The 14,263-nt window shown below is 49.3% G+C and carries 11 protein-coding genes; 10 read left to right on the forward strand and 1 reads right to left on the reverse strand.

Going from position 1 to position 14,263, the window contains the following annotated elements:
* Positions 1 to 28 precede the first annotated feature (28 nt).
* The 10 genes from dxr (at position 29) to truB (ending at position 13,133) form a co-directional block, all read left to right on the forward strand.
* Positions 29 to 1,219, forward strand: a complete 1,191-nt coding sequence (gene dxr, locus ACIDITHRIX25_RS87100) for a 1-deoxy-D-xylulose-5-phosphate reductoisomerase (RefSeq protein WP_249685609.1) — start codon at positions 29 to 31, stop codon at positions 1,217 to 1,219.
* Positions 1,220 to 1,260: 41 nt separating this feature from the next.
* Complete coding sequence (locus ACIDITHRIX25_RS87105; RefSeq protein WP_201732219.1) at positions 1,261 to 2,598, forward strand: M50 family metallopeptidase; 1,338 nt, start codon at positions 1,261 to 1,263, stop codon at positions 2,596 to 2,598.
* 184 nt (positions 2,599 to 2,782) lie between these two features.
* Positions 2,783 to 4,018 carry a flavodoxin-dependent (E)-4-hydroxy-3-methylbut-2-enyl-diphosphate synthase gene (ispG, locus tag ACIDITHRIX25_RS87110; RefSeq protein ID WP_201732931.1) on the forward strand — a complete coding sequence of 412 codons (1,236 nt, stop codon included), beginning with the start codon at positions 2,783 to 2,785 and terminating at the stop codon, positions 4,016 to 4,018.
* Between the two features lie 80 nt (positions 4,019 to 4,098).
* Positions 4,099 to 5,829, forward strand: a complete 1,731-nt coding sequence (locus ACIDITHRIX25_RS87115) for a proline--tRNA ligase (RefSeq protein ID WP_201732220.1) — start codon at positions 4,099 to 4,101, stop codon at positions 5,827 to 5,829.
* 124 nt (positions 5,830 to 5,953) lie between these two features.
* Positions 5,954 to 6,502, forward strand: a complete 549-nt coding sequence (locus ACIDITHRIX25_RS87120) for an LSm family protein (RefSeq protein ID WP_201732221.1) — start codon at positions 5,954 to 5,956, stop codon at positions 6,500 to 6,502.
* A 61-nt stretch (positions 6,503 to 6,563) separates the two neighbouring features.
* Positions 6,564 to 7,604, forward strand: coding sequence for a transcription termination factor NusA (nusA, locus tag ACIDITHRIX25_RS87125; RefSeq protein WP_201732222.1), 1,041 nt, complete (start codon positions 6,564 to 6,566; stop codon positions 7,602 to 7,604).
* Positions 7,605 to 7,679: 75 nt separating this feature from the next.
* Entirely contained in the window at positions 7,680 to 7,874 is a 195-nt protein-coding gene (locus tag ACIDITHRIX25_RS87130; protein ID WP_160291668.1) for a hypothetical protein, read from the forward strand.
* Between the two features lie 161 nt (positions 7,875 to 8,035).
* Positions 8,036 to 11,752 (forward strand): translation initiation factor IF-2, encoded by a 3,717-nt coding sequence (infB, locus tag ACIDITHRIX25_RS87135; protein ID WP_201732224.1) that lies wholly within the window; start codon positions 8,036 to 8,038, stop codon positions 11,750 to 11,752.
* Between the two features lie 26 nt (positions 11,753 to 11,778).
* Entirely contained in the window at positions 11,779 to 12,168 is a 390-nt protein-coding gene (locus ACIDITHRIX25_RS87140; protein WP_052603864.1) for a ribosome-binding factor A, read from the forward strand.
* A 20-nt stretch (positions 12,169 to 12,188) separates the two neighbouring features.
* Positions 12,189 to 13,133: a tRNA pseudouridine(55) synthase TruB gene (gene truB, locus ACIDITHRIX25_RS87145; protein ID WP_201732225.1), complete on the forward strand. Its 945-nt coding sequence runs from the start codon at positions 12,189 to 12,191 to the stop codon at positions 13,131 to 13,133.
* A gap of 549 nt (positions 13,134 to 13,682) precedes the next feature.
* On the opposite strand, the gene ACIDITHRIX25_RS87150 is transcribed toward truB, so the two are convergent.
* Complete coding sequence (locus ACIDITHRIX25_RS87150; RefSeq protein ID WP_052603866.1) at positions 13,683 to 14,168, reverse strand: flagellar basal body-associated FliL family protein; 486 nt, start codon at positions 14,166 to 14,168, stop codon at positions 13,683 to 13,685.
* Between the last annotated feature and the right edge of the window lie 95 nt (positions 14,169 to 14,263).

Here is a 14,263-nt window from a genome sequence, read left to right on the forward strand (position 1 = left end):
TTCAAGGTATTTAACAGTTAAGTGCCCTATGAATACTTTTGTGGAAATGGATCTCAGCAACTTGACTACAACTCTTTCAATCTTTGGATCAAGCGGTAGTATCGGTCGACAGACCTTAGATGTCGTTCGTGATTCAAAGGGTCGTTTTGAGATTTTGGCGCTGAGCGTGGATAAGTCGTTGGACCTGCTCGTTGATCAGATTCGAGAGTTCCATCCGAAGATAGTGGTTGTGGCTAACGAGGTGGCTTCACGTTATATTCAGGAGCTTTTTCCGGCTCTGGAAGTTCGTTTTGGTCCGTTGGGCCTCTATGAGACCGCTCGCGAAGCCGATGTAAGTGTCAACGCTGTGGTTGGCTTTGCAGGACTTTGGGTGACCCTGGGCGCGTTGGAAGCGGGTAAGCGGCTGGCACTAGCTAATAAAGAGTCGTTAGTAGCCGGTGGACCGGTCGTAAGGCGCGTACGTTCTACGCCTGGCGCAATGATTGTTCCGATTGACTCTGAGCACGGAGCAATCCATCAGTGTTTGCGAGGGGGTAAGACTGATGAGGTCGATAAAGTCATTCTTACGAGTTCTGGGGGACCATTTCGGACCAAGACCTATGAAGAACTGACCAAGGTGACCTTAGAGGAGGCACTTAATCATCCCACCTGGAAGATGGGTCCCAAGATTACAGTGGATTCTTCAACTTTGATGAATAAGGCGCTAGAGATTATCGAGGCGGTAGAGCTTTTCGACCTTGTTCCCTCTCAGGTAGAGGTTGTGGTGCATGCCCAGTCGATAGTTCATTCCATGGTGGCCTTTAGAGATGGTTCGATCCTTGCCCAGATGTCAAGGCCAGATATGAAGTTGCCGATTGCTTATGCAATCAATTATCCTGGGAGATTTGAGCCGATTTATGGGCCGATAGACTTTCAGAATTCCTTTTCGTTAAGCTTTGAGCCCCCTAGGAGAGATATTTTTCGGGGATTGGATTTTGCTTTTGATGTACTTCGGAATGGTAATGGTGCCACCACTTGGCTTAATGCCATAAACGAGGTGGTCGTAGCGGCATATTTGGATGGAAGATTTCAATGGTTGGAGATATACCCCCTGTTGGAGGATGCGTTGGCTCGCTTTGAATCTTGCGTTTTGGAACAAGTTGACGATGTTATAGCGTTGGATGAGGTGGCAAGAGTGCGAGCACAAGAAGTAGTAGATGCGCATTCGAAGGTTAATTGAATTTTTTCACCTAAATTGCGTGAAGTAATCGAGGAGTTTAATTGGAGTCAGACAAACTAGAGATAACAGAAGATATCTCTGATGGACCAAGAAATTCCAACGAAAGTGACGATCTTCTAGGCGAGGATCTCGTCGCAAGTCGTGGACAACTGTGGAGAAACCTAGCTCGGACAGCGCTGATATTGACCGCTGTGGTCTTGGTTGCTCTTTATCTAAATTTCGCTAAGACGCTCATTGTTGTGGTCGCCTTAATTGCCATGATCATGATTCACGAGCTCGGTCACTTTGCAACCGCAAAGTGGTCTGGTATGAAGGTAACCGAGTATTTCTTGGGCTTTGGTCCAAAGATTTGGTCTATCAAGCGAGGTGAGACTGAATACGGCGTAAAGGCGATCCCAGCAGGTGGATACGTTAAGATCGTGGGTATGTCCAATCTTGAGCAGGTGGATCCAGCAGATGAAGCACGGGCCTATAGAAATGCAACCTATCCACGACGTTTAGCGGTCTCTGCTGCTGGTTCTTTCATGCACTTTGTCATGGCATATTTGATCCTTGTCGTCTTGTTTTTGTTTGTTGGTGTTCCTAATGCAGCTCAAGCTAAGGTTGACGCCGTAAGTACTTTCTCTTCAGGTGGATCTCCTGCTGCTAGTGCTGGCATTCGGCCAGGAGATATCATCACTGGTGTCAATGGTCATAATTTGGTCTCTGCTAATGATCTTGTGACCGCAATACAGAATTCCCCAAATCACTCTTTGACCTTGGAGATCTTGCGGAATGGACACACGATTTCCATAAAAGTTACTCCAGTCAAAGCCGGCACCGTAGAAAAAGGGCTATCTCCAGCCGCAGCTAACAATGGGCTTATAGGGGTTCGACTCAGCGAGCCGACACAGACTAGCTCGTTCTTTTCTAGTTTTATAAAGCCATTTGGCGTAGTTAGCTCCTATAGCGCCGCTACTGTTGGTGCTTTGGTCTCTCACTTTAGTCCAAACGGGATATCAAAGTACGTGAATGCTCTACAGCATCCGGCCTCCACGGTCTCAGGTTCGGGTGCAAGTGTTCGTTTTGAATCCCCAGTAGGCATTGTAAGACTGGCAAGCCAGGCTGCCAATGTTGGGCTGGGGGCGGTTTTAACGTTGCTTTTTTCAATCAATATTTTCGTTGGAATCTTCAATCTCGCTCCTCTACTGCCTCTAGATGGAGGTCATGTAGTTATCGCAACATACGAGGCTATTCGTTCTCGAAAGGGAAGGAAATATCACGCCGACATGATGAAGATGGTTCCGCTCACGTACGCCGTATTGTTTGTTATCGTTCTTTTAGGATTGACGGCTTTATATCTTGATATAACACATCCGATAGCAAATCCTTTTGGCTGAATTCTCAATAAGTGCCTTTGGGATTTTGAGAGTTTTCCGGATGAGGAGTTTTTGACACTCGTGGATGTTTGCGATTTTGTAGGACCGTTGTGGACAGGTGTCTTGGTCTCTCGACATCTATGGAGAGGCTACAGCGAATATATTTACTGGCGTTTTTAAGGAATGTTTTTAAAAGGAGAATATGATGGCCAGATCTAACACATTTAGCGCGCCAAGGAGACACTCTAAGTCAATCTACCTTGGAAAAGTTCAAGTTGGTGGAGATAGCCCGGTCTCGATTCAGTCAATGACGACAACAAAGACTGCCAATGTCGAGGCGACTCTTTCACAGATCTATTCTCTAGCAGGAGCAGGATGTGACATTGTACGTTGCACTTGTAATGATGGGGAAGCAGCTATAGGGCTGGCTCAAATTGTTCCAAGATCTCCCCTCCCAATCGTCGCTGACATTCATTTTCATGTGGAGATGGCACTTGCTGCACTTGAGGCTGGCGTTGCCGGGTTACGTTTGAATCCAGGCAACTTACGCAAACCAGCCGAGATAAAGCTGGTCGCTCAGGAGGCTAAAGATCGCGGCGTTCCAATACGCATCGGAGTAAATGCCGGTTCTCTTCACCCGGATTTATATAAGAAGTACAATGGAGTTACCCCCGAGGCACTCGTTGAATCTGCGATGAACGAGCTGAGCCTCTTTGGTGAGGTGGGGTTTGAGGATGTAAAGATCTCCGTCAAAGCCTCCAACGTTGTTTTGATGATTGAGGCCTATCGAATTTTGGCAGAGACCGTGGACGTCCCGCTTCACTTAGGTGTTACCGAGGCGGGGCCGCCTCCGGCCGGTATCATAAAGGCGACGGCCGGAATTGCAACCCTCCTATCAGAGGGGATTGGCGATACCATTCGCTACTCTCTGACAGCAGATCCTATTGAAGAGGTAAAGGCAGGTCGTGTTCTACTAGAAGCCCTTGGTCTTCGTGAGCGTAAGGGACTTGATCTGATCGCGTGTCCTAGCTGTGGTCGAGCCGAGATTGATGTTATAGCTGTCGCCAAGGCTGCCCAAGAGGCACTTGAGAAGTTGAATCTCCCACTTCAGGTTGCAGTCATGGGATGTGTGGTCAATGGTCCAGGTGAAGCTCGAGAAGCAGATCTTGGAATTGCGGCTGGGCGATCAAAGGGCCATCTTTTTATTAAGGGCAAGATAGTCGGTGTCGTAAAAGAGTCAGAGATGGTTGCTGCGCTAGTTGAAGAAGCTCAAAAGATAGCCAAAGAGGGAGTGGAGGCTCGATTGGCTGCGGCAGATCCCAATGCGCAAGCCGAAGCTGAAGCCGATAGGTTGGCGCTTTTGGAAAATCGAGGGGTTGATGCTAATAATTCGATCACTAAGATCGAGCAGATACGTCGTCGGATCGATCTTAGTGAATAAGCCAAGATGCCTTAGCGTTAACAACTTGTAGCTAAGAGAACTTTGACCCTTTGAAGCGCGGTTAGGCTGTTATGATGCGAATGACACGTCTAGTTGCGAAAACTCAAAGGCAAGCCCCAGTTGATGCGGAAGCGATCTCACATAGGCTATTAGTAAGAGCCGGATACATTCGGCGACTCTCATCGGGTGTATATGCATATCTGCCACTGGGTCTTAGGGTTCTGCGTAAGGTTGAAGCTATTATTAGGCAAGAGTTCGACAATGCGGGCGCCCAAGAGGTCCTTTTGCCCGCATTACAGCCTGTGGAGATATGGGAAGAGACAAATCGGTCTGCCACTATGGACGATGTCTTAATGCGGCTAGAGGTTAGAGGCGGTAAGTTTGTTTTGGGGCCGACCCACGAGGAAGCCGTCATAGCTGCTGTTAGTCCAGATTTAGCGTCGTATCGAGATTTGCCAGCTACGGTCTATCAGATTCAGACCAAGTTTCGAGATGAAGCGCGTCCTCGTTTTGGTCTTTTGAGAACCCGTGAATTCGTTATGGCGGATGCTTACTCCTTTGATGAGTCCAAGGAGGCCATGCGTGAGTCGTATAGGAATATTTTTGATGCCTACTGTAGGATCTTTGATCGAATTGGTGTCGAATATTATCCAGTTGAGGCTGACTCTGGCTCAATTGGTGGAGACGTAAATCACGAGTTTATGGTTCCGGCAGCCATCGGCGAGGACCACTTTGCTAGCTGTTCAAATTGCGGTTATCGCGCGAATATTGAGGCTGCGGTTCGTTCCTCTAACTTTTCAGGTGGCGGCCAAGGTGAGGTGGGTCGATCTTACGAGGTTGAAACTGGCCAAGCTAAATCAATTGATGAAGTTGTCGATCTCCTTAAATCTAAGGGAATCGAGGTGCGAGCTTCGGAGACAATAAAGACTATGGCGCTAAAGTCCAAGGATTCAAAACTTACTTTAGCTTTGGTCCCTGGTGATCGGGTATTGAAGGTTCCTCACGGCTATGCTCCGCTCTCTGGGGAGGAATTTGCGCAGTATCCATTTCTTACACTTGGCTCGATTGGTCCGATATCAATGGGTGATCGTGGAGTGCATGTTATTGCCGATCATTCAATTGTCTCTAATTTAGGCTATGTTGTTGGAGGAAATGCTGAAGGTATCCACATCCTAGATGCAGTGTTGGGTCGCGATTTTTCCGTTGACGACTTTGATAACCTAGTGGTGGTTACACAAGGCGATAGTTGTCCACGCTGTGAGGCGCCAATGGATCTAAGGAGATCTGTCGAGGCAGGACATACCTTTCAACTTGGATTGACATATCCACAAAAGATTCGATCTGCTCGTTTCTCTGGTGAGGACGGCAGCGAAACGATGTACTTTATGGGATGCTATGGAATTGGTGTCTCCAGATTTCCAGCAGTTGTAGCTGAAGTCTCCAACGACGATGCGGGGTTGATCTGGCCAATCTCAATTGCTCCATTTGCGGTACATCTAGTTGCAATTAACTTCAGCGGTAACGAAGAGGTCAAAGCGGCTGCAGAACAGATCTATGGGGAACTTTCAAAGCTCGGAATTGAAGTCATATTGGACGATCGTGATGTTGGCGCCGGAGTCAAGCTGAAAGATGCTGATCTTATGGGTATGCCTATCCATGTGGTGGTGGGGCCAAAAACGATTGCAAATGGTTTAATTGAGATAAAGCTTCGTTCTGCGGGTTCTTCTAGAAGTGTTCCGTTGAATTTAGCTATCGATTCGATCTCAGAAACAGTAGTCGAACTAATCGGCAATAGTGCCTTGAGTGCCTGAAACGACCAATTAACTAGTTTTTCAAATAGACTATATGTGTATTGTTTTCACAAGCGTGGGCCCATGGCCCACGCTTGTCTTGCTCTAGCGCTATTGTGATTTTAGAGAAGGATCGGAGGGTGAGTTGGCAAAGGGATCTGCATTTAATGAGGAACTGGTTGAAATGCTCTATGAGCAGTTGGAGCCGTTGGCAAAAGCAAATGGACTTGAGGTTCTTGAGATTGAGGCGACCAAAGATACTTTGAGGGTCACCTTTGACGACCCAAAAGGAAATGTTGACGCAAGTAAGCTTGAACTGCTAACACCCTTGGTCTCTGAGTTGTTGGATTCTATTGAGGCAGTGGATAAGGCTTATTCGGGTCAATATATGCTTGAAGTCTCATCCCCAGGTCTAGAGCGAACTCTTCGAACGCCGGTTCACTTCGCTAGGTTCATCGGAAGCAAAGTAAATATCAAGCTCAAGAGTGGAGTCTCTTCAGATCGACGAGTCTTGGGTTGGATACAAGGTGTGCAGGATTCGACTGTTATCATTGGTTTTGATTCTCCCGTAGGCTCCGCAAACGTTCAAGTTATTGAATTAATTGATATTGAGCGAGCAAAGACGGTCTTTGAGTGGCAAATTGGTGAGAAGCGAACTATGGCGCCCAAAAGTGGCTCAAAAGACAAGAAATAACGAAAGATTTTATGATTACGCTCGTTGTCGAGTGTAAAAAGCGGGAAGGTGGATGATATCAATGGCGAGGCTTGGTGGCGACTTTATGGAGCCTTTGCAGGCGATTGCGCGAGAGAAGGGTGTCTCGGTTGAGACCCTTCTAGAGTCATTGGCGAATGCCTTACTTGCAGCATATAAGCGTAGGCCTGATTCGGCTGAAGATGCCGAGGTCACTATTGATCCCGATTCTGGCGATATTCAGGTTTGGGCGCAGGACCTAGATGAAGATGGTAATGTAATTCGCGAATGGGACGATACGCCAACAGATTTCGGCCGTATTGCGGCTCAGACTGCTAAGCAAGTCATGTTTCAACGTATTCGCGATGCAGAGCGCGATTTAAAGTATGAGGAATATGCAGGACGCGAAGGCGACATTGTTACCGGAATTGTACAGCAAGCCGATAGTCGTTACACTTTGCTCAATTTGGGTAAGGTTGAGGCTCTGCTGCCTCTTCAAGAGCAGCTTCCGGGAGAGCGCTATGGCAATGGCGTAAGAGTCAAAGCCTATATTGTCGAGGTACGCCGGACCAACAAGGGACCACAGATAGTGGTTTCTCGCTCTCATCCTGGTCTGATGAAAAAATTGTTTGAATTGGAAGTTCCAGAGATTGCTAGTGGGGTAGTAGAGATAAAAGCTCTCTCTCGCGAGCCAGGCATTCGCTCTAAGATCGCAGTTGCTTCAAATGACCCAAATGTTGATCCCGTTGGGGCATGTGTTGGACCTAGGGGAGCTCGTGTTCGAATGGTAATGTCTGAATTGCGCAACGAGCGAATCGACATAATTCCATTTTCCGAGGAGCCAGCTGAATTTGTAGCTCGAGCATTGCAGCCTGCCCACGTGCGTGAGGTAGACCTAAACGATGCCACTGGAACTGCAATCGTAATCGTCGATGCATCCGAGCAGCCTCTTGCTATCGGCAAGGAGGGTCTCAATGCCAAACTCGCTGCTCGTTTGACCGGGTGGCGAATTGATATTGGAACAGGCGAGGAAGCTGCGATTTTGGATTCGGTTCCGATAGACGAAGACGAGGATCAACCAGAGGCCGGCCAAGGCGAAGAATAGCTCGCGGAGGGCCATTCATTGGTTGTAACGAAAGAACTACCGGTGTCAAAGAGTCGCTTTTTGCGAAGTTGTATTGTGTGTCGAACAAGAGATTCGAAGTCGAAGTTGATTAGACTTCGAATCTCGGAGAATCGTGCCCAATCGACGGAGATTGATTGTGGTCGGGGATACTGGGTGCATGCAGATGCTAGCACTTGCTTGGATCCGACTAGGATTATGTATGCTTTGTCTAAAAGAGGTATCAAGGTAACCGAAGTGGTTACGTGCTAATCGGACGATATCGCACGTTTATTGGGTGAACGTAAAAAACCGTGTAGCATTGGAAGGCGGCCGTTTTGTCTGCGTGTCGTTATTCTATGTTCGTCCAGTATTGATTTGGACGATAATTTCTCAATTTGAATGAGTGTTTTAGGAGAGGACTGAAGTAGCAGTTGGCAAAACGGATACGGGTCTATGACCTAGCCAAAGAACTAGGGCTTTCAAACAAGGGCGCATTTGACCTATGCAACGATCTTGGCATGGGTATTAAGAGTCCATCGTCGAGCATAGAAGATGCTCAAGCTGATCGGGCTAGGCGTAAGGTAGTTCGAGAAGGCGCTGGACGCTATGAGAGGGCCGGTGGTGGAGAGCACTCACACGGCGATACAAAGACTACCGTGGCGGCTGGCGATGCTGCCGTTAACGTTTTGCCGGCGGATCCGATAGCTAGTAAAGCGTCAGCGCCGATAGAACCTCCCGCAGCCGAGCCACGAATACAAGTCAAGGCGCAGCCTCTAGGTGAGCCACAGAGCGAAGCCAAGGCACCGCCAGTAATTGAAGCTAAACCCGAGGCACAAGTACAAGCCAAGACAGAGCCCCTAACTGAGCCTGATACCAGTAGGCATTTAGATTCCGGCCATTCAAAGCAGAGCCACCGTCGCGGGGCGGATGCCCCTAGGGACTCTGAGGCTGGCACGGACAAGAGTGATCGAGCGGCTAAAGATAACTTTAAAGCGGTAAGTGGCACTGTTAGTGAGGTTCTGCCATCAGAGCCTGTCGCTAGGGTTGATGTTGCTCCATCACAATTAGCATCTTCGAAGAATAATGAGCAAGCACAAAAGGTGGTAAAATCACCCGAGGCTCCAGCCAAACAAGAGGAAAAAGTAGTCATTACTCCAGATTTAGATAGGGGCACGGTTGTCGTAAAGAGCGATGCCGATGCCACTGTGCAAAAGGTGCAACCGGCTCCCGAGGCCGAGAACAAGCCTGAGAACAAAAGTAGCTCATCGGAAAATCTTGCTCCAAAGGCTCGTGATTCACGCGGTCGCGTATTCAGGTCTACCGAATCACATGGTCAACGATCGTCAATGGGGCCAAATCGAGATACCAGGCCACCTGTGGTTCGTAATGACGTGGAGGCCAATTCAGCCCCTAGTCTAGAACCAGGTGCAAAAGGTGGAAGCGTGGCTCCCCCTCCGCGTCCCAGGGTGCCCTTGTCGCTTTCGGGAAAGCCAATTCCGCCACCTCCAGGGATGGGCTCTAATCGTCAAGGATCAGGAGGACGGTATCAGAACGATTCCCCAAATCCAAGACAAGGCGATCGTCCTGGCTTTAATAGAGGACCTCGTCCCGGTGGTGGATTTGATCGTAATTCTGAAGGCGGACGTCAAGGTAATTTTGGTGATCGCCCAGATCGTGGCGCGGGCCAAGGTAACTTCGCCGATCGTGGACCTCGCCCAGATCGTGGCGCGGGCCAAGGCAACTTCGCCGATCGTGGACCTCGTCCCGGTGGCGGCCAAGGCAACTTCGCCGATCGTGGACCTCGTCCCGGTGGCGGCCAAGGCAACTTCGCCGATCGTGGACCTCGTCCCGGTGGCGGCCAAGGCAACTTCGCCGATCGTGGACCTCGTCCCGGTGGCGGCCAAGGCAACTTCGCCGATCGTGGACCTCGTCCCGGTGGCGGCCAAGGTAACTTTGCCGATCGTGGACCTCGTCCGGGTGGCGGCCAAGGTAACTTTGCCGATCGTGGACCTCGTCCCGGTGGCGGCCAAGGCAACTCCGCCGATCGTGGACCTCGTCCGGGTGGCGCGGGCCAAGGTAACTTCGCCGATCGTGGACCTCGTCCGGGTGGCGCGGGCCAAGGTGGCGGTGGTGGTTTCCCAAGGAGTGGTCCCTCAACGGGTTTTGCTCCTCGAACTGGTGGAGGATTTCCGGGTTCTAGAACTCCAACCCCATCTCCGGGCGGAGCTTTTGGTGGAAAGTCGCCAGCTGGATCTCGAGGACGACCACTACAGCGTGCCGCTAAGCGCCGCAGTAGAAAGAATATGGAAGAGCTGGAGCCAACTCAGGTTACGTCCTACATACCATCCAATGCACCAGTGCCTGATGGCGAGATAATTATTGAAAGAGGATCATCGGCTCAAGAGGTAGGGCCAAAGTTCAATCGATCTGCTGGAGATGTGGTTCGATTCCTACTTTTGCAGGGCGAACCAGTAACTGCAACCCAGACGCTTTCAGATGATGCGATTGAGCTTTTCGCCGCTGAATTGGGCGCGAAGGTTAAGTTGGTTGACCCCGGACAAGAACAAGAGGCTGAGCTTTATGCCAAATACTTCTCCGACGACGATATCGTTCCACAGGGTGAAGCTGAGTGGCGTGCTCCGGTTGTGACGGTTATGGGCCATGTTGATCATGGTAAGACAAAGCTGCTTGATCGAATTAGAGAGACCAACGTCGTTGCCAAAGAGGCCGGTGGAATTACACAGCACATTGGTGCTTATAGGGCACAAGTCGACAACAAGTTCGTTACCTTTATCGATACACCTGGCCACGAAGCCTTTACGGCTATGCGTGCTCGAGGTGCGGGTGTCACCGATATCGTGGTTTTGGTCGTAGCTGCTGATGATGGGGTGATGCCCCAGACGATCGAGGCGATTGACCATGCTAAGGCTGCTCACGTGCCGATAGTAGTTGCAATAAATAAGATCGATCGTGCAGACGCTGATCCGAATCGTGTTATGCAACAGCTCTCTGAATATGGTTTAGTCCCTGAGGCATGGGGCGGCGACACTATAATGGTTGAGCTTTCGGCTCTCCAGAATTTGGGTGTCGATGATCTTTTGGAACAGCTGGTTGTGTTGGCCGAGGTGTTGGAGTTGACCTCCACCAAGGTCGGCCGCGCCAAGGGTGTTGTCTTGGAGGCCAATTTGGATCCTGGACGTGGCCCAGTGGCGACGGTTATAGTGAAGCAAGGTGTTCTGAGAGTTGGTTCTAACTTGGTGGCAGGGCCAGCCTTTGGTAGGGTCAAGGCTCTCATAGATGAGGCTGGTAATCCAGTTCACGAGGCTGAGCCATCTACTCCAGTTCAAGTTTTAGGATTTTCTGAGGTTCCGAGTGCTGGAGATGAATTTAGAGAGACGGCTGAGCTTAGCGTTGCTCGACAGATCGGTTCCATGCGCGAACAGCGGATTCGTCTTGCTGGTCTGAGTGCTCAAAGTGGAGCGGCACCGGGTGCAAAACTGGAAGATCTCTTTGAGCAGATTAAGCGTGGGGAAACTGCGACTCTTAATGTGATTATCAAAGCTGACGTGCAGGGTTCGCTGGAGGCAGTTACTGAAAGTCTTCGAAAGCTCGAACGACCTGAGGTGAAGTTGAGTATCGTACGCCGAGCAGTTGGTGGAATCAATGAGAATGATGTTTCCCTTGGGGCCGCCTCGAATGCATTGATCATCGGCTTTAACGTCCGTCCCGATCGTCGTGGTCGAGAGGCCGCCGAGGCACAGCACGTTGAGATTAGAACCTATGAGATTATCTATAAGATGCTCGAGGATATTGAAGCGGCCATGGTCGGTATGCTTGCTCCTGAGTATGAAGAGGTAGTTACGGGTGAGGCCGAGGTGCGCGATATCTTTAGAGTGCCAAAGGTTGGAGCTGTTGCTGGCTGTTACGTCCAAAATGGTTCCATTACACGTGGTTCCAAGGTTCGCTTCCTTCGAGATGGCGTAGTTATCTGGAAGGGTTCGATTACCTCTTTGCGTCGCTTCAAGGACGATGTTCGCGAAGTTGCCTCTGGATTTGAGTGTGGAATTGGCCTTAGTGACTTTCAAGACCTGCGATCTGGCGACATAATAGAGACCTTCGAGGATCGCGAGATTCCTCGAGCTCTTTGACGCTAGAGTGCTTTGAGGTAATTTAGATGGCTAATCGACAGATGACCAAGCGGGGTTCTTTCCCGAGAATGGATAGGGTCTCGAATGAGGTTCAGAGAGTTTTGGCTTTTGCCATGGAGAAACACTATGAACCGATCGATTCCGAGTCGATAGCTACGGTTACGGCCGTGGTTGTCGACCCAGACTTGCGCAGAGCCAAGGTCTATTTTGATCACCTTTCGCCGCGTCTTGAAGATTGGTTGAGCACCAATAGGGTGAAGCTTCAACGCGAGATTGCAAATGGGGTTCGTATGAGAAGTACTCCTTTGTTGTTCTTTGAGGCTGACCCAGCGATTGCCTCCGGTCTTGCCATAGAGTCGATTCTTCGTAAGGTTATCCCTCCAAATGTGATGGATATGCCTGGCGGCGATGAATGAATTGCCTGGTGGTTTGACGATTGGCCAGACGTAAAGTCTATTCTGGTGGTTTACCCTTCGGTGTTGTCGTTCTAGATAAGCCAATAGGGATTACTTCAAATGGGGCCCTCTCTGTTGTGCGACGCGTAGCTGGAAACAACAGGGCTGGGCACATGGGTACATTGGATCCCTTTGCGAGCGGGGTCCAAGTAGTTTGTGTCGGACAGGCGACCAAGCTGATCCCACATATCCACTCTTCAACTAAGGCTTATAGCGCTAGTTTGACTTTAGGGTCAGCGACAGATACGGCTGACCATACTGGTGAAGTTATTTTGAGCGCACCAGTGCCTATTCTTACACAAGGGCAATTAGACGTTGTGGCACTGTCCTTGCTCGGTCACCAAATGCAGACGCCTCCAGCTTTTTCCGCTAAAAAGGTAGCTGGGGTCCCCAGTCACGTCCTTGCTCGTGAAAATCGGGCCGTCGAACTCGCAGCCGTAGAGGTTGAGATAGTGGAACTTTCTATCCAATTGACATCCGATCCGTCGATTCTGGCAGTGGACGTTGTCTGCTCGCGTGGAACATATGTGCGTACCTTGGGTGAGACAATCGCCCAAAGGTTAGGGACCTATGGCCATTTGACTTCTTTGCGACGTACCTCCTCCGATGGGTATTCCATAGATGATTGTGTGGAGATCGATTCTTTGTCGAGGGACTCATTTCTTCCTTTCTCTAAGGTGCTTTCCTCTTTTGACACTATGTTTATAGAGCCAGGTCTACTCCAGCGCGCCTGTCACGGTGGTCCAATTCCCCTTAGTGGCGGACGTAATTTTGGTGAAGGTGGCTCTGATTCGTTAGTTGCGCTTTTGTCCGATGATAGATCTTTGGGTGATGGCGAGGTAACGTTCGATAATCTGATCGGGATCTATGGGGTCAGTGGGGATATGTTGATTCCAAAGATCGTTTTTATGGCTCCGAGTCTCTAAGGACTTTTGTCAAGGGAGGCTATTGGTCTTTGGCTTATATCCTTAGATTTTTTGGGATGATTTGATTGCTAAAGAACATGTCTGTGTACCTGGGATCAGATATTGATGATGTGGCTAACCCGATATCTAAGGACCCTGTTTGGCGTTATTGAGCGGGGGTTTCTCGGCTTAGATGCTCTTTTTGTTTACGATTTTAGCTGGATGGTATCAAGCTCTCGTATGTTCAATTTGCTCTGTGTTTGGGCTGGGCCTTGGTTTTCGATCGTATATCAAATGGTAGGCTGGATTAGACGCAGTGGCTTTTTCGCTCACGGCGATGTTTTTGCTAGGACCTGTTGGGATTTGGTGAACTGTTTAGGCTCCTAGTGACTGCTCAATTTATGATTGCTCCGAGTATCAGCCGTATCTATCTAATTTGTCTTCATTGATGTTGTGTTGGGCTAGTGGGTGTTTTAACGTTTTAGATATGTTAGATGAGGGTTTCTAAAAGATTATCCATAACTAGCCTATCGGGCAAATTGCTCCAACGTCTATTGGTGACAATGGCGACTATTGCATTATGAATGATGTGAAATAGATGTCGGTGATTTCGTTTTTACCGGTTGCTACCTTTACGATCTTATTTAGATCAAGAATTAGCTGTTTCTTTAAGGTGAGTTTGGCTATGGGCGACAGAAGCTGAGCGTAGGTCCAACCCGAAAGATCAGTAATTACGACGTCGGTCATATCCTTATTCAATGGGGTGATCGCTGTTGTCAGGTCTTTGACTCCCAATTGGAGGCTCATCCCTAGCTGTATCAAATGACCATCTGAGAGATTTGTTGTGATGGTACCAAAGCCATAGATCGGTCCAACTTTGGGAGGTACAAAGGCAGCCTTATGCGGTTTTGATGATCCAAGAAAGGTCAATGCGCCAAAGCCCCCTCCTCCAGCTGCTAAAACCACCAGCAGTATGATCAAAATGAGCTTCTTTTTTGACCCCTTCTTTTCTTCTTTAGCCGAGCTTTCTTCGGCTTTCTTGGTAGCTGTAGCCATTCGATCCTCACTTAACTTCCAGTTGCGTGCCGCCTCATTGAGATAAAATTTTCTATCTCTTTACGTCAATCGAGGGGCCTAGGATACACATTCCA

The organism is Acidithrix sp. C25 (genome assembly GCF_904848545.2).

Excerpts from the sequence above, each read along its gene's own strand:
- ispG (WP_201732931.1), top strand. The coding sequence starts at position 2,783 with ATGGCCAGATCTAACACATTTAGCGCGCCAAGGAGACACTCTAAGTCA.
- nusA (WP_201732222.1), top strand. The coding sequence starts at position 6,564 with ATGGCGAGGCTTGGTGGCGACTTTATGGAGCCTTTGCAGGCGATTGCG.
- ACIDITHRIX25_RS87150 (WP_052603866.1), bottom strand. The coding sequence starts at position 14,168 with ATGGCTACAGCTACCAAGAAAGCCGAAGAAAGCTCGGCTAAAGAAGAA.
- ACIDITHRIX25_RS87115 (WP_201732220.1), top strand. The coding sequence starts at position 4,099 with ATGACACGTCTAGTTGCGAAAACTCAAAGGCAAGCCCCAGTTGATGCG.
- ACIDITHRIX25_RS87140 (WP_052603864.1), top strand. The coding sequence starts at position 11,779 with ATGGCTAATCGACAGATGACCAAGCGGGGTTCTTTCCCGAGAATGGAT.
- dxr (WP_249685609.1), top strand. The coding sequence starts at position 29 with ATGAATACTTTTGTGGAAATGGATCTCAGCAACTTGACTACAACTCTT.